Here is a 15,798-nt window from a genome sequence, read left to right on the forward strand (position 1 = left end):
CCCCCGCTCCGGCGGCGCCCCCGCACAGTCCGACCGGGCCGAAGAGTTCGGCTCGCGGGGACATGCCGAACTCTTCGAACTCTTCGAACCCTTCGCAGGCCACACGGGGTTCGGGTACCGAACTCTTCAGCGATCCCTTCGAACTCTTCGGGCCCGGTTGGGTGGTCGGTGTTTCGGGTCGGTGGGTGGTTGTTCGGGAGGCTGGAGCATCGGGGGGTGGTGCCCGTTCCCCGAGTGCTTCAGCCTGCCGGGCACTGCCCGCTGTGGAGCGGCTCTCACGGGCTCGTGAGTGGCTCACAGAACGCACGGGACGGCCCGCCCGGTGTGATCACCCGGAGGGGAGCAGTGGGACCGGCTCACACGTGGGGTGCTGCGGCACCGTACCGGGGCGGTCACTCCACTCACTTACTCACTTCTCGCGGCGTTTTCGCAGCTCGCCCCGAGTGAGTGGGAAAGTGACCGGTGAGTGGCTTTCCACTTGCCGAGTCCTGCCTCACTCGCCCCGTCACTCGACACTCACTTCCCCGCTGCGGGCCGCGAGAGCGCTGTGACAGGGCGGGGTTAGTTAGTCCGGTGGGGAAAGCCTTCCCACGGGATGTAGGGCCGCGTGGGTGCGGTGTGGGGTGGGACTAACCCGACTCACTCACTAACTTCTCGCAGGCCAGCCGGTACGCCAGGGCGACTAACCCGCACGTTAGAAAACTAACCCACCACACGCGAACTAACCCGATGAGTAACTCACGAGACAGGCTTCCAATCCCGCCCCGGACGGCAGGGAATCGCCAGGGAACCGGGCAGGGAACACCGCAGGGGTGAGGGAAAACTCCCTCACCCGTTCCCTGCCCCATTCCCTCGGTATGACCAGCAACAACGACCGGAGAGGGAACGAAGGGCACCGAAGGAATCCCCTTCCCGCAGCCTTCGAGAAGCCCGCACAGCGCGAGTTCCGTGGTTAGCTTGTCGATTCCCTCCCGCTGCGTTTGTCCACAGCTCAGACCACAAGCGAGGCCCTGCGATCGTCTCAGTTCTAGTCTCAGTTCATTCCCGTTCACACTGACCCCCAATGTTCCAGCATTGCTGCTGACCAGCATCGGAGGACTACAGCGATCCTCGTTGAACCCGGTAGCTGTGACCTGAAAAGCGGAAGGTCGGCGGTTCGACCCCGCCCCTGGCCACGCGGAACGACCAGCGAGAACGGCCCCCACCGGAAACGGTGGGGGCCGTTCTCTTGTTCAGGGGTCTCAGTTCCGGTCTCGGTTGTTGGTCCGGTGGCTTCCGATCCCGCCTCGCTGTGGGGGTGATCACTGAAGTGGCCGTGGGCCAAGCAAGTCCCAGCGGTTGCCCGCGACGTCGAGGAAGACCGCGACCTCGCCGTAGGGTTCCCGGCGCGGCTCGGTGACGAACTCGACCCCCGCCGCGCGCATTCGGGCGTAGGATTCCTGGAAGTCGCCGACGCGCAGGAACAGGCCGACCCGAGCCGCGAACTGTTCGCCCACCACTCGTTCCTGCCGCTCACCGTCAGCTCGTGTGAGCAGTAGGCCTGTGGCGGCGCCGGGCGGTCGTACGACGACCCACCGCTTCTCGCGCCCGTCGTTGGTAAAGGAAGGCGAATCCTCGACGAGCTCGAACTCCAGTGCGTCCAGGAAGAACCGGATCGCCTCGTCGTAGTCGTCGATGATCAGAGTCAGCTGCTCAAGATGCACAACGCCAGGCAACCACGACGACCAGCGTTTGTCTGGAAGCGCGGTCGCTTCGGAATCCCCAGCTCATGTGTGATCGCCTCGATCGACGCACCGTGCGACCCCCGATTCGCGCAGCCATAGCCGCTAAGTTGCTGGTTACAAACTGGATACCGTGGGGCGATGGATGGGAACACGTGGGAAGGCACCGACCTGGCCGACCACTATGCCGAAGATGCCTTCGCCTCGGCGAAGGGCTACGTGCGTAGTTACGTGCTGCATCAGCAACTGCTGGAGCACCTGCCACCGGCTCCGGCGACGGTTCTCGACGTCGGCGGTGGCGCGGGGCATCATTCGTTCCCGCTGGCCCGAGCCGGTTACGAAGTCACGTTGCTCGATCCGTCGCAGGCGATGTTGGACAAGGCTCAGCAGCGACTCGAGCGGTTGACCGAGCAGGAGCGGCGGCGGGTGACGTTCGTGCGAGCCGACGGCGAACGCGCGCACGAGGTGGTGAGCGGCGAACAATTCGCCGCTGTGCTGTGCCACGGCGTGCTCGGGTACCTGGAGCGGCCGGAGACGTTGGTCGATCAGCTGTGCCGTTGCACTGGCGCCGACGGCGTGCTTTCGATCATGACTGGCAATGCCAGGGCGATGGCGGTACTCCCCGCTTTGGAACGTCGGTGGGATGACGCCCTGGCGGCGTTCGAGGCACGGACCGAGACGAACGTGCTGGGAGTGCAGAGCCGAGCCGATACGGTGGAGGAGCTCAGCGAGCTCGTGCGGAACCACGGTGTGGAACCACTGTGCTGGTACGGGGTGTGGCTGTTCGTCGACTGGCTGGAGTTCAGCGGAGCCGAGCTGGATCCCAACGCCTCGCAGGAGGTGGCAAAGGCGGCCGCGGTCGAACTCGAGGCCAGTCGACGAGACCCCTACCGTCAGCTCAGTCGCGCTTTTCATCTCGTGGCGCGCAAAGATCCGAGCTGACGGGAAAGCAGCAGTAATGGTCGCGCGGTGAAAGGTACGATCGACTTCTGAGTCGTTCTGGATCTCGACTCGCACCGTTCGTATCGTTCGGAGTGGCAACGGGAACCGTGCTCGCCTTGGTACGGGCAGCCGAACCAGGACTTGGAGCGATCTCTCTTGGGGTACAGCCATCGCCTCGCCACACGTGAGGATCTGCCCGCGATCGTGGACATCTACAACGCCGCGATCCTGGAGAAGGCGAGCACCTGCGACCTGGAACCAGTCAGCGTCGCTTCCCGCGAGGGTTGGTTCGAGTCCTCGCGGTTGGATTTTCGCCCGATCTGGGTCGGCTACGAGACGGACGATCCCTGTACCGTGACCGGCTATCTGAGCTTCGAACCCTTTCTGAACGGTCGGCCGGGGTACAACGTGACCTCGGACGTGGCGCTGTACCTGCATCCCGAGCACCGTGGTCGGGGACAGGGGACGTACTTGCTGGGCGAGGCCGTGACACATGCTCCGAAACTCGGCGTGCGCACAGTGGCCACCACGATCTTCGGCAGCAACCGGGCGAGTCTGAGCCTGTTCCGCTCGCACGGCTTCGAGGAGTGGGGGAGGTTGCCCGCCGTGGCCGACCTGGGTGGTGGGGTGGTTCAGGACGTGGTGTTCGTCGGGCGCAAAGTGGACGGTTCCGCGGGCTAGGGCTGCCCGGTTCTCCGGGCGACGAGAAGCGGTCGTTCGGCCTGGCCGGGTCGAAGGTGTCGAGCACTTCGCCCGCAGTGAGTTCGATCCAGGTCATCGCCCCCCAACCCGTGTCGGGATCGACGGCGACGCGGAGGTAGGCGGGTGGGTACTCGGGTTGACCATCGTCGTGATGGGAGCGGGCCGGTCGGTCCCACACGGTGACCAGCGTGGTGCGGTTTCCCTCGGTGGATTCGGTGACCACGTGGTCGAGAAGAGTAGCGATTTCCTCGGCTGTATAGGCGTGATGTGACCGGCGGTACTGGTCGAACTTGACCGTGAGCACGGTCGCGGTGCCGCTCATTTCACGTTGCTGGACACTCACTTCGTAAAGCATCGTTCGCTTTTCTTGCTGGGTAAATGGAAGTGGGTAAATGCCGCCCAGTCGAGCGAGCGGAGAAGAACTGCCCGGGCGGTGGACGGCCCGATGCCGGTTGTCTTGGGTGTTTCTGCTCTGTGTCAGAGTTCCAGGATGTAGCGCTGTTCCCGTTTGGCCGTGGTCGGGTGCGGACTCGGATCGTCGAGGGGTGACCATCCGTGTCGCCGGTAGAGCCGGACGGCCGGTTCGTTGTCGGTGTAGGCCGTGAGCGTTGCTCGGGTGAATCCTCTGTCCCTCAGATGTTCGGGCAGTGCCTGGGCGAGTCGACTGCCGATGCGTTCGCCCCAGGAATTGGGAGCGACGCCCGGATAGCGAACCTCGGCTTTGTCGTTCGGACAGCCGCTGCTTCGTGGTTTGGCGGCGACGAATCCGACCGTTTCGGTGGCCGTGCTCGCTACGAACAGGGTGCACCCTGGTGCCCCGACGACCTGTTGGATGAGTGGCCGCGCTTCTTCCGGGGAGGGGGTGTCGCGTCGCCGTCGCGGGTGGCGGTGGCCCAGAGTTGGGTCGCGGCATCGACATGGGTTCGCGTGCCATCGATGATCTCGATCGAATTCATGGTCCCTCCTGAGGGATGCCAGTCGCCCCCGAAGTGCTGGTGGTGCCGTAGAGCCGGGCGGTGATCGAGCGCAGTGCGTGGGCGGTATCGAATGACCGAAGATGAGCCATTCCGGGGACATTGAGGGGACATTCCAGTCCGAACGGGGATCGAGCACCTAGGGTTGGGGACATGGCCGGGGCTTTTGCGGCACGTACCCAGAACTCAGCTCTGATCGGGCTTCGCGAGGACGCTGGACTCTCGCAGGACGATCTGGCCGAAGAGCTGAACGCGTTGGCCGCGAAGAGGCACGGGAAGTACCCGAACGTGACCAAGAAGACCGTGGGTCGTTGGGAGCGTGGTGAGGTCGCGTGGCCGCAGCCGCTCTACCGCGGGTTGTTGGCGGAGTTCTTCGACTGCGCCGCCGATGAGCTGGGATTCCAACGACCGCGTAGGACCACCGAGACCGTCCCTACCAGTGATGGGGAACTGCTGACCCTGGTGGCCTCCCCCGGCACGGTCGATCCGCGCGTGGACAAGGACCAGCAGGATTGGAAGGACACGCGTGCGGTGCTGGGCACGTTCCGGCGGGGTTTGGCCGTCGAAGCCGAGCGGCTCTATCCGGATTCGACGGTGCCGTGTTCCGAAGGGAGCGGCGTGATTGCCGGAACGGATTGGCTCCCGAGCGTGCCGGTGCCGTTGTCGGAGCTGGGGCTCGAACTCGACACGGACGACTCCGCGGTTCCGGCTGTCGATGGTTCGGAGCGGCAGAGCGCAGGCGTACGTCCGTTGGCGTCAGCCGAGCAGCGCTACCATCGCTACAGCCACGCGGTGCGAGACGTGGCCGCGCCACGCCTGTTCGAGAACCGGTTGTGCTTCCGGCTGACCGCCCTGGACCGGTCACAACCGAATCTGCGGTTGCGGTTCGGCACGATGGGGTTTTTCGACTCGATCGACACGAACGAAGTCCTGGCGCACGAGATGGCCGCGCATCACCTCGTTCGCGACCGGCACGGGGATCTCGGTGTCGGTCGTGCGTCGTGGCGGCGGCTGACGTTTCGCAAGCACGTCGGTGATCCGTTCGACCTCTCCCGGCGGCCGTTGCTGGGCGCGATCGACACGTTGACGATTCGGGCGGGGGAGAGCCCGAGCATGGTGCTGCACCAGCGGGACGGCGGCCGGGTGGCCGGTGGCGGCGGGATGGCGCACCTGTTGCCAGCCGGGATCTTCCAGCCGTCGAGCGTCATCCCCGGGGCGGTGCGCAACGACTTCTCGATCTGGCGGAACACGCAGCGCGAGTTCGCCGAGGAGCTGCTCGGGCACGTCGAGTACGACGGCAGTGGCAGGCCGATCGACTACGAGAACCGCGAACCGTTCGCGGGGATGGATCGCGCCCGGAATGAGGGGCGGATTCGGGTTTACTACCTCGGCGTCACGCTCGACGCGCTCACGCTGTCCGGTGACATCCTCACCGTGGCGGTGATCGAGCCCGACACCTACGACGAGTTGTTCGGTGCGGCCGTCACCACCAACGACGAGGGCCGAATCCCTGCCCGGCACCTGCCGTTCGAGGCCAACACCATCAGCCGTCTTCACGAGCTGGGCCCACTCTCGCCCGGAGCCTCGGCCGCGGTGAACCTGGCCTGGCAGCACCGAAGGGCATTGCTCGGCCGGAACTGAATTGTCGGCCGTATGGAGTATTCGGGTGTTCGTCCGCTACCGATGAGCTGTGACGAAGGACTGCGGCACTCTTCGGTGAACCCGGCATGCGCGACTCGAAAGGCGGAACGTCGGCGGTGTGGTGTCCGGTCAGCAGCCAGGCTGCTGGCCGGAGCCGGAAACGCGGCGGAGAAGGGAGAAGCGGCTCCGCATGCCTTCCAGCTCCTGGTTACGGAACCGACGGGGAGCGCGTGCGTTCAATCGTGCTGTTTTCCTCAATCATCCTGTTGAGCAGTGGTAGCGAGCTTCACATTGAATAATTGGGTGCTTTCGTGCTACATCTCATGGTCATGTGGATAGTCAACCTTGTCGTGCTGCTGGGTGCTGTTTTACTCGTCGTTTCGGGAAATTATCTTCTGGCTGGGGTCATCCTGCTGGCGGCGACAGTAACGGACTCCGTTGTTTCCTCGATTCGCCGCCGCAGAATTCACGCCGAGTTTCGCGAGAGATTTCCGAATTCGGATGATGTGGCTCGGGCGCTGGACCGCGAAAAGATTCGACGACTGCGTGACAACGAAGGAAAAGTGCAGGCCGTTCGTCAAGCGCGTCGGGACGTGCCGGGGCTACCGCTCGTGGAGGCTGCGAACCTGGTGGATAAGCTGTGAGTTCGCACCGTACGGACAACCACGACCTCACGGGTTTCAGACCTTGGCCCGCCGACTGCTTCGGCAGGGCCGGCTCGACACGTCGTCTCGTCGACTGTTCTTCGACTGGATTCCTGGGGGATCCACACCGGGACTGAGGAGTGCCGAGCCGGCTTTTCAGGGGATTGTGCGCGGAGCGGGAACGGCGCGCGGGTCGCGATGATGGCACCGGGGGTGGCGGCGACATTCGCGGTTTCGAGCGCCGCGATCGCCGTTTCGACGACCGTCAATGATCCGGTGGATCGTTCGAGCGGCAACACCGGCGTGAGGCCGGAAGTCGCCAGCGACAGGCGCCCGACGGTGCTCGGCAGGAAAAAGCGAGCGACTCCTCGTGTGCGCGGCACGGCTCGACAAGACGCTTGGTAAGTGGACACACAGTCCCCGGTGGAACGCACCCTCGACGTTCTGGTCCACGCCACGAATGGAAGATTTGTCCACAGGTCCGGGAAGCGCGCCCGAAAAGCGCGTTCGCCCCCGCTCGGGCCGGTGGTGGGACGCGAAGGGGGATCCGGGAACTCAGGAGACGCTGAAGTCGACCATCGAGAGATGCGCTGGTCGCCGTCGCAGAAACGATGCATTCGGTTTCGGACATGTCGAGCTGATCCGGCGTCGGAGTCCTCACCGGCCGCCGCGTGCCCGCCACCCGCCCGAGGGCTGGACCGCGCCACGGGTTCGCTCTCGGCGCAGTGCTGACGGCTGCCCGCGCACTCTCTTCCGTGACATGGTGCGGGTGTGACGGATGAGCGGATCGAAGTGTCGGTACAGGCGACTCCGGACGACGCCGGTACGTGGGCGCGTTTGGCGCGTCGCTGCGAGGACCTCGGGGTTCGGGCGCTGTTGGTGGCCGACCACCCCGGTGTGAGCGCCTCGCCGTTCGTGTCCTTGGCCGCGGCGGCCGGTGCCACCTCGACGCTGCGGTTGGGCAGCTACGTACTCAACACCGGCGTGCGGGACCCGCTGCTGATCGCCTCCGACGTGGCCACCCTGGACGTGGTCTCCGGTGGCCGGGCCGAGGTCGGCCTCGGCGCCGGGCACACCCCCGCCGAGTGGGAGATGATCGGACGTCGGCGTCCTTCCGCCGCCGCGCGGGTGCACCGGTTGCGCACCACGGCCTCGGCCGTGCGTCGGCTGCTCGACGGCGCCACCGTGCCCGCCGACGACCTCGGTGCGCTGCGCGACGTGTCCCTGCGGGACCCCCGTCCGGTCCAGCGGAAGGTGCCGCTGCTGGTCGGCGGCGCCAACCCGGATCTGCTGCGCTGGGGCGGAGCACACGCCGACGCCGTCGGGCTCTCCGGTCTGGGGCGCACCCTCTCCGACGGGCACTCCCACACCGTTTCCTGGTCGCCGCAGCGCGTGGACGCCCACATCGAGCGGGTGAACCAGGGCGCCCGAGACGCCGGAACCGGTCCGCCGCTGATCGAGGCGCTGGTCCAGCGGGTCGTGGTCACCGACGACCGTTACGCCGCCGCCGCGCCCCTGGCCGAGCGGCTCGACACCCCGGTCGAGGATCTCCTGGCTGTGCCTTACCTCTGGATCGGCACCACCGACGAGATCCTGGAGCAGCTCCGCGACGCCCGTCACCGCTGGGGCATCACCCGCTGGGTCGTCCGCGAGGACTCCCTCGGGCACGCCGAGTCCGTGATCGAACGCCTGTGAGTCACCCGATTCCGCTCACGTCGCCGACCCGGTAGGATCCGGATCGTGATTACCGGGACGGCCGCTGGCCAAGCACGGATTGGTGACCCGGCGACGCATTGACCCCGCCGTGGGCGTCGCGACGACGCCCACGGACTTCGGCGCGTGGACCGCCGAACCGAGCCCAGCTCGGTTTCCACACACCACGCGACGAACGAGAGGGACACGTCCGCATGCCAGTCACCTTCAACCACACCATCATCGCCGCGCGGGACCGGCACGAGTCGGCCCGCTTCTTCCGCGAGCTCTTCGAACTGGACGAAGCCCCGTCGTGGGGCCTGTTCACCAACGTTCAGCTCGACGAGGGAGTGCTGCTGCAGTTCGCCGAGCCACCGGTGGAGATCCAGATGCAGCACTACGCCTTCCTGGTGGACGACGAGCTGTTCGACCGCGCGTACCGGCGGATCGACGACGCGGGCATCGAGCACTGGGCGGATCCGCGGATGACTCGCCCCGGTGAGATCAACAACGAGCACGGCGGCCGTGGCGTCTACTTCAAGGACCCGGCGGGTCACTTCATCGAGATGATCACCCGGCCGTACCTGTAGTCGCACGCGGTGGGGTTTCCGGTCGTGCGAGCACCGCCGGAAACCCCACCGCGTGCGGCTCCTCGCCGAACGCCTCCTGCGGGGAGCGCGAAGCCGATCGCGACTCCCGTGACCGGGCGGTTCGTTCAAGAGCCCGTCCGCCCCGGTCGACTGGAGCGTCGCCCCATCGTTCTGTGGCGACCCCATCGACTTGTGGAAGGGGCGGCGTACGGCCGCCCGCTTCGTCAGTCGTCGAGTTCCTCGGTGAGCTCGTCGAGGTCGACGAACTTGAAGTTGGTGGCCTCGCGCCCACCGTCGCCGGGCGAGTCGTGGCCGTCCTGCACGACGAGCAGCCCGTCCTCGTACTTCTCGCCGAGCGGGGCGTTGAGCACGGCGACCCCGTCGCACTCCTCGGAACCGTCCACCGGGCCGGAGCCGGGTGCCACCCGGAAGGTGGCCTCGTGCTCGTTGTGGTCCTCGCGCTCCCGGTCGTAGAGCACGAAGGTGTCATCGCCCTGGCTGGAGGCGACCACGTACCCGTCGCCATCCGATTCGGACAGCAGGGTCAGTCCCTCCACGTCGGCGGTCAGGTGTTCCCCGCCGAAACCGGGGTCCGCACCGTTGACGCCGCACTCGTCGGTGCCGGGGTCGTACTCGGCGGGCACCCCGAAACCGCGGACCCGATCGATCAGTTTCGGCTCGCCGCGCAGGTCGGCGCGCACGCGCCACAGCCCCACGGTCTCCTGCCCCGCGTAGAGCGTGCCGTTGGCCGGGTCCACGACCATGCCCTCCACCTGGGGCAGCTCGCCCGGCTCGCCGCACGGCGACCACGAGGACCCGTCCGGCAGCCGGAAGGACGACGGCAACCGGAGCGAACGGACTTTCCGGTAGTCCACCTCGCCCCAGGCGGTGGGGATCAGCTCGACCAGCGCGATCTCGGTGCGTCCGCTCCCGCTGACCAGCGCGTACGAGCGGCCGCTGCGCTCGTCGGTCCAGGTGGTCAGGCCGTACGCGGTCCGTTCCGCGTTGATCTCCTCCTGGTCGGCCGCGAAGATCGGTTCGACTCCGGGCGCGGTGACGTCGACGAGTGGCCCTCCCCGCGCTCCGGGGGCGATGCGGTACACCCGCAGCCGGTCGCGGCCCCGGTCGCTGACCACGGCGAGATCCCGCGTGCCGTGGCGCTGTCCCGCCGCCGGGACGACGTCCACATTGTTGAACCGGCCCGGTGCGTCACCTTCGCCCGGTGCTTCGGGGGCGGGGATCGACTGCACCAGCCGCGCGTCGAGGTCGTATACGCGCAGTCCGCCCTCCTTGGCGGTGCCGATCACGAGGCTGCGTTCGGGGTTCTCGGGGTCGCGCCAGATCGCCGGGTCGTCGGCGTTGGCGTTCCCGCCCGCCGCGTCGTCGAACACGGTGGCGGTTTCGGCCTCGGCGGTCACCGAAAGCGGTTCGGTGGAGCGTTCGGCGAGCGCCTGGCCCGGTACGACGGCACCGAGCAGCGCCAGTGCACCCGCGAACGCGGCCGTCGAACCTCGCTTGGCGCTGTTTCCTGTCACGAATGGCCTCCCGGACTCGGATGTGACTTCCGGGAAATCGTGCGGGCTGTCGGTGTACCCGGATGATCGACACCGTGAGTCCGGCATGGACGGAAAATGAACGGTGGGACGCGTGCGGTTCTCCACCACGGGCTCCCGGTGCGCTCTTCCCCGCCCGCCGGTCCCCTCCGTGGCGGCTGCTCCGTACCCGGCCGCGCGGTGACGCGGGGAGTGGGACGCCGCTCCGTTGGGGACGGTGCCGGTTCGGAATCGCGTGCGCGCACCCCGAGCCGAGTGGTTTCCGCCGTGTGTGCTCGTCGAGCCCGCCGGGGCGGGGGAGTCAACCGGTCTGTGCCGACTGGGAGTCCGCGTACTTGTACACCCAGAATCCGCGCCCGAGGTGGTGGTCCCGTTCGTACCAGGCGACTCCCGCGTTCTCCTCCGAAGCGCGCGGCACGGGCAGGGGGGACAGCGGCTCACCCTCGCCGCTGACGGGAAGCGTGATCTCGCGGCCGTCCTCCGGGCCGCCGAACAGCTCGATCCGGGCGTGCAGATTCATGGCGTGCCTCCGTGTGAAAAACCTCCGCCTTTTATTACTGACGATTAGCTCTCGGGTTTGGTTCCGCTTCTTCACTCGATCGGGGGAAGGTCCGGTTGCCGAACGGGCCTTCGTTCCCTTGTTCGACATCTCCCCGGTGGGTCGCCCCGCCTCTCGACCGGAGCATCGCACGAGGCGCCCGGACTCTCTCGCCGAATCGGGAGTTCACGGCACGAGTCAGCCGGAAAGGTGACACCCGGGGTAAAGGTGCGCCCCCGCTCTCAACCGGCCTGGGGGTCACCGGGAGTGCGGGGGCGCCAAGTCCACCCCTGGGGGTCAGGTGGACGTCCCCCAGGTTACTAAATAGGACCGCAAATGTCTCTAGGGGAAGAGATCTTTTTTCGCCCCGATTCACCGGCTACAACCAGTCGCGTCTCCGGAACGCCGCGTACAGGGCGACGGCCACCAGCAGCATCAGCACCAACGACAGGGGGTAGCCCAGCGGCCAGTCCAGCTCCGGCATGTGCGTGAAGTTCATCCCGTACACCGTGCCCACCAGGGTGGGAGTGAACAGGATCGCCGCCCACGAGGAGATGCGCTTCATGTCCTCGTTCTGCCGCAGGCTCGTCTCGGTGAGCCTGGTGGCCTGCTCGTTCTGGCGCTGCGAGTGCAGCGAGGAGTTGACCAGGAGGATGTTGGCCAGCAACTGCCGGTGCGACTCGACGCGCTCCACCACGTCGGCGGCGTGGTCCCGGACGTCCCGCAGGTGGCGGTTCAGCTCCACGCCGTCGCGCAGCTGTTGGAAGGCCTCTTCCAGCCCGTCCAGCACGTCCGTGATCGGACGGGTGGCCCGCTGGAACTCGATCACCTCGCGCGAGAGGCGGTAGATCCGCTTGGACACCGTGGGCTCGCCGCCGAAGACCTCGGTCTCGATCTCGTCGAGGTCGTTCTGCAGTTCCCGCTCCACCGGCTGGAAGTCGTCCACCACCCGGTCCACCAGCGCGTAGAGCACGGCCGGTGGACCGTGCTTCAGCAGCTCGGGCTGGTCCTCCAGGCGCCGCCGCACCGCGTCGAGGTCGGGTTGCCCGCTCTGCCGCGCCGTGACGACGAAGTCCGAGCCGATGAAGGCGTGCACCTCGCCGAGGGTCACGTTCTCGGTGTCCTCCTGGTACAGCGCCGAGCGCAGCACCATGAACAGTGTCCCGCCGTAGCGGTCGAGCTTCGGGCGCTGGTGCGCGAGCCTGGCGTCCTCCAGCGCGAGTTGGTGCAGCTCGAACTCGGCGCCCAGCCTCTCCAACTCGGAGCCGTCCGGCCGGGACAGATCGATCCATCCGAAGGTGCGCCCCGAGTCCGAGGTGTTCCGCAGTTCACGCAGGGTCTCCTCGATAGCCCCGCACCGCCGCCTGGGCCTGCCGTCCACGTAGATCGCACTGTCGGCCAGCACCATGCCCCGAACCTCCGGAAGTCAGGGGGTATCAACCGTCCGGTGTGAACTCCACGACTGCCAGCGCCTGGTCGTCGTGCCGTTTCGGTCGGGGCCAGCGCCTGCCGTCCGGATCGGACCGTTCGGCGGCCCGGACCCGCTCCAGCACCGCCCCGGGGGAGTCGGTGCGGGCGTGTTCGAGCAGTTCCCGCCAGTCGCGGTAGCTGCCGTACTGGTCGACACCGCAGGAGACACCGTCGCTGGCCAGCAGCGCCGAGTGGACCGCGTCCCTGGGCCAGTCGCGCCGGATCGCGCGGTGGGCGGCGCGCGGGTCCGCTTCGGCGACCCAGAAACCACCCTCGACGTTGCGCCAGCGGCCCGTGGCGTCCACGGCGGCGCGCAGTTCGCGGTGGTGCCGCTCGTCGAACCCGCCGCCGTCGCGCAGCCACTCCCGATAGCCGCCGTTCCCCGGGGTGCGCAGCGCGTCCAGCCGGTCGTCGGTCACCGCGTCCACGCCTGAGCCGGTGAACACCACGACCGGGCTGTCGGCCAGCACCAGTGCTTCCACCAGTCGCTCGTTCCAGCGCAGCACCGACACCGTGCTGGACGGCGAGTGTCCGGGGCTCAACCCGTGCGTGGCACTGACCTCCGCGATGGCCGCTTCGAGCGACTCGGCCAGGTCCGGCTCGGCCGGGGAGTCGAGGTGAGGACGCAGCGCGGCGGCGAGTTCGGCGGCGTACCAGCCGCCGGTGCGCTCCGTCGGGCGCAGCGAGGTGGCACCGTCCAGCACCGCCACCGCGTTCGGCAACGTGAGCACCACGTCCTCGCTCGGTTCGGTTCCCGCCCGTTCGGCTACCTCGACAGTGGGCATGGCCGGATTATCCCGCCGTCGGGCTCCGTACTGCCACCACGGGCATCGCGAGTTGCGTGATCGGCCCGATCGCGAGGGCGTACAGCGCCGTGCCCGGCCCGACGGAACCGCCCAGCAGCCACCCCGCCGACAGCACCGAGAGCTCGACCCAGGTGCGCACGGCTCGCAGCGAGAATCCGGTCCTGGCGTGCAGCCCGGTCATCAGACCGTCCCTCGGTCCGGGCCCGAGCCGTGCCCCGACGTAGACGGCGGTGGCCAGACCGTTGCACAGCACACCGCCCAGCAGCAGTGCGATTCGGGGCGGCAGCGCCGTGACCGGCGGAATGACGTGCAGCGCGGCGTTCACCGAGAGGGCCACGACGCAGACGTTCGCGACGGTTCCGACGCCGGGGAGCTGGCGCAGCGGTATCCAGCAAAGCAGCACGACGGTGCCGGTGATCGCCGTCACGGTGCCGAAGTCGAGCCCGGTGCGTTCCGTCAGGCCGTCGTGCAGCACGTCCCACGGTGAGAGCCCGAGTTCCGCGCGCACCATCATCGCCATGCTCACGCCGTAGCAGGCCAGTCCGACGATCAGCCGCGGCAGCCGGGTGCTCGGCCGATACCTCACCGGTATGGGGGAAAGGTCCACTGAAGCCGGGTTTCGGGGCATATCTCCTTGGTAAGCGATACTGGTATTTCGATTAAGAGCCAATAGTGGAATATTGGCTCCTATGGAAATACCGGAAGCTGGCAGGGTCGGGGCCGAAAGCATGGCCCGGCTGCTCGGGAACTGGTCCCCGGCGGGCCGGCCAAGCGCCGAAGCGCTCCACTCGGCTCTGCGGCGATTGGTGCTGGCCGGGCAGCTGCCGCCGGGTACGCGGCTTCCTCCGGAGCGGGAGCTGGCGCGGCGGATAGGTGCCAGCCGCAACCTGGTGACCGGTGCGCTCGACCGGCTCCGGGAGCAGGGCTTCGTCCGGAGCAGACGGGGTGCCGGGTCGTGGATCGGTCTGCCCCCCACCGCTGGTGGCACGGCCGACTCCGGGGGCTGGTACCCACCGCGGGAGGGCGAGAGCATCAACTTCGCCCAGGCCACCCCGGCCGCCCCGACCGAGGTGTTCGAGGCCGTCGAACGGGTGAGCGAGGAGTTCCCCGCACGGTTCCACGGGCACGGCTACCAGCCGCAAGGGCTGACCGAGCTGCGGGAACGGGTGGCCCGGCGGTTCGAGGAGCGCGGGCTGCCCACCGATCCCGACCAGGTGCTGATCACCAACGGCGCCCAGCACGCCTTCGCGCTCGTGCTGCGCACCCTGCTCATGCCGGGGCAGCGGGTACTGCTGGAGCATCCCACTTACCCGAACGCGCTGGAAGCCGTGCGCGGGGTGCGCGCGCTGCCGTTGCCGGTACCCATGGTGGAAGGGCGCTGGGACGTCGAACTGCTGGAGGCGACGCTGGCCCAGGGCGCACCCCGGTTGGCCTACCTGGTTCCCGACTTCCACAACCCGACCGGTGCCCTGATGTCGGCCGCCGAACGGGAGCGGCTGGGCGACGCCCTGCGACGGCACCGCACGACCGCCGTCGTGGACGAGACGCTGGTCGACATCGACCTCTCGGACGAGGAGCCGCCCCCGCCCCTGGCCGCCTTCGCGGAGTCGCGGACGATCACCGTGGGCTCGGCGAGCAAGTCGTTCTGGGGAGGACTGCGGTTGGGTTGGCTCCGCGCCCCGCACGAACTCGTGCAGCGCATGGTCCTCGGTCGGGCCGCGATCGACCTGGGCAGCCCGGTTTTCGAGCAGCTGGTGCTGGCCGAGCTGCTCGAACACGCCGACGAGGCGTCGCGGCGCAACCGCGCGAGGATCCGGTGCCGGCGGGACTGTCTGGTGACGGCGCTGCGCGAGCATCGACCGCGGTGGACGTTCACGCTTCCCGAGGGTGGACTGTCGCTGTGGTGCCACATCGGTTCCCGCCGCGCCGGGAGGTTGGTCGCGGCCGCCGAACAGCGCGGAGTGCGCCTGGCCTCTCCCGGCAGGTTCGCCGTGGAGGGTGATTTCGAGGACCGCCTCCGGCTGCCCTACAGCCTGCCGGAGGACAGGCTTCGCCAGGCGGTGCGCAGGATCGCCGAGGCCGATGGCTCGCTCACCGACTCCGGTGCGTCAGACCTGGTCACCTAGCTCCCGTTCAGTGCCCCCGAAGGGTCGGCCACCCGCCGGCACGGCCCCTCGACGTGCCGGTGGGTGGCCGCTAACCCCGGTGTCACAGGGGCAGTGCGACACCGGGGCGGGGCTGTCTGCCGCTTTCGTGACGAGTCGTTCGCCGCGACGGCGGCGCCCCGGCCGATCCGGTCGGGCGCAGGCAACCGGATCGGGAGTCTCGGCGTTCGCCGGTGCCCGGCCCGGACGTCCGGTGAACGCTCGTTGCGTGCTGTTGCGTGCTGTCGGTCGGTCGTCGTCGGCTGTTCGCGCGTACTACCGGGGAGGGGAGCCGTGTATCGGGTTCCGGCCCCTCTCCGGTGGGGTGCTCGGCGTCGGTGAGCCCGGATGCTCCCCGTCGTTCGACGTCGTTCGCGTCAT

General features: G+C 68.0%; 14 protein-coding genes. 7 read left to right on the top strand and 7 right to left on the bottom strand.

The annotated features are described in order from the left end of the window. Nucleotides 1–1,301 precede the first annotated feature (1,301 nt). Nucleotides 1,302–1,703 (bottom strand): VOC family protein, encoded by a 402-nt coding sequence (locus tag BLQ75_RS16410; RefSeq protein ID WP_092603329.1) that lies wholly within the window; start codon nt 1,701–1,703, stop codon nt 1,302–1,304. 159 nt (nt 1,704–1,862) lie between these two features. Here BLQ75_RS16410 and BLQ75_RS16415 point away from each other — a divergent pair, with 159 nt between their 5' ends. Together BLQ75_RS16415 and BLQ75_RS16420 are read left to right on the top strand one after the other, a co-directional pair. Next, entirely contained in the window at nt 1,863–2,663 is an 801-nt protein-coding gene (locus tag BLQ75_RS16415; protein ID WP_092603331.1) for a class I SAM-dependent methyltransferase, read from the top strand. Nucleotides 2,664–2,819: 156 nt separating this feature from the next. After that, the gene (locus tag BLQ75_RS16420) at nt 2,820–3,344 is read left to right on the top strand and encodes a GNAT family N-acetyltransferase (protein WP_092603333.1); all 525 of its coding nucleotides are present in this window, start codon (nt 2,820–2,822) and stop codon (nt 3,342–3,344) included. A 498-nt stretch (nt 3,345–3,842) separates the two neighbouring features. Here BLQ75_RS16420 and BLQ75_RS24735 read toward each other — a convergent pair whose 3' ends face one another. Then, a complete protein-coding gene (locus tag BLQ75_RS24735) occupies nt 3,843–4,442 on the bottom strand; it encodes a GNAT family N-acetyltransferase (RefSeq protein WP_092603335.1) in 600 nt (199 codons plus the stop codon). 50 nt (nt 4,443–4,492) lie between these two features. Between BLQ75_RS24735 and BLQ75_RS16435 the strand changes: the two genes are divergently transcribed. The 4 genes from BLQ75_RS16435 (at nt 4,493) to BLQ75_RS16445 (ending at nt 8,906) form a co-directional block, all read left to right on the top strand. Continuing rightward, a complete protein-coding gene (locus BLQ75_RS16435) occupies nt 4,493–5,980 on the top strand; it encodes a helix-turn-helix transcriptional regulator (protein WP_092603337.1) in 1,488 nt (495 codons plus the stop codon). 311 nt (nt 5,981–6,291) lie between these two features. Next, entirely contained in the window at nt 6,292–6,624 is a 333-nt protein-coding gene (locus tag BLQ75_RS23100) for a hypothetical protein (RefSeq protein ID WP_139183005.1), read from the top strand. A 771-nt stretch (nt 6,625–7,395) separates the two neighbouring features. Further along, nucleotides 7,396–8,319 (top strand): LLM class flavin-dependent oxidoreductase, encoded by a 924-nt coding sequence (locus BLQ75_RS16440; RefSeq protein ID WP_211481418.1) that lies wholly within the window; start codon nt 7,396–7,398, stop codon nt 8,317–8,319. A gap of 212 nt (nt 8,320–8,531) precedes the next feature. Continuing rightward, nucleotides 8,532–8,906 (top strand): VOC family protein, encoded by a 375-nt coding sequence (locus tag BLQ75_RS16445; protein WP_092603339.1) that lies wholly within the window; start codon nt 8,532–8,534, stop codon nt 8,904–8,906. Nucleotides 8,907–9,130: 224 nt separating this feature from the next. Here the strand turns inward: BLQ75_RS16445 and BLQ75_RS16450 are convergent, their stop codons facing one another. The 5 genes from BLQ75_RS16450 to yczE form a co-directional block, all read right to left on the bottom strand. Continuing rightward, a complete protein-coding gene (locus BLQ75_RS16450) occupies nt 9,131–10,441 on the bottom strand; it encodes a phytase (protein WP_244515638.1) in 1,311 nt (436 codons plus the stop codon). Nucleotides 10,442–10,760: 319 nt separating this feature from the next. After that, nucleotides 10,761–10,979: a hypothetical protein gene (locus tag BLQ75_RS16455; protein WP_092603343.1), complete on the bottom strand. Its 219-nt coding sequence runs from the start codon at nt 10,977–10,979 to the stop codon at nt 10,761–10,763. A gap of 397 nt (nt 10,980–11,376) precedes the next feature. Next, nucleotides 11,377–12,405, bottom strand: a complete 1,029-nt coding sequence (locus tag BLQ75_RS16460) for a magnesium and cobalt transport protein CorA (RefSeq protein ID WP_092603345.1) — start codon at nt 12,403–12,405, stop codon at nt 11,377–11,379. A 28-nt stretch (nt 12,406–12,433) separates the two neighbouring features. Continuing rightward, nucleotides 12,434–13,252, bottom strand: coding sequence for a protein phosphatase 2C domain-containing protein (locus BLQ75_RS16465; protein WP_092603347.1), 819 nt, complete (start codon nt 13,250–13,252; stop codon nt 12,434–12,436). A 7-nt stretch (nt 13,253–13,259) separates the two neighbouring features. Then, nucleotides 13,260–13,901: a membrane protein YczE gene (yczE, locus tag BLQ75_RS16470; protein WP_092603349.1), complete on the bottom strand. Its 642-nt coding sequence runs from the start codon at nt 13,899–13,901 to the stop codon at nt 13,260–13,262. Nucleotides 13,902–13,962: 61 nt separating this feature from the next. Here yczE and yczR point away from each other — a divergent pair, with 61 nt between their 5' ends. Further along, a complete protein-coding gene (yczR, locus tag BLQ75_RS16475; protein WP_211481419.1) occupies nt 13,963–15,399 on the top strand; it encodes a MocR-like transcription factor YczR in 1,437 nt (478 codons plus the stop codon). Nucleotides 15,400–15,798 lie beyond the last annotated feature (399 nt).

It is taken from the genome of Actinopolyspora xinjiangensis (assembly GCF_900104475.1).
In the GTDB taxonomy this organism is placed as follows: Bacteria; Actinomycetota; Actinomycetes; order Mycobacteriales; family Pseudonocardiaceae; genus Actinopolyspora; species Actinopolyspora xinjiangensis.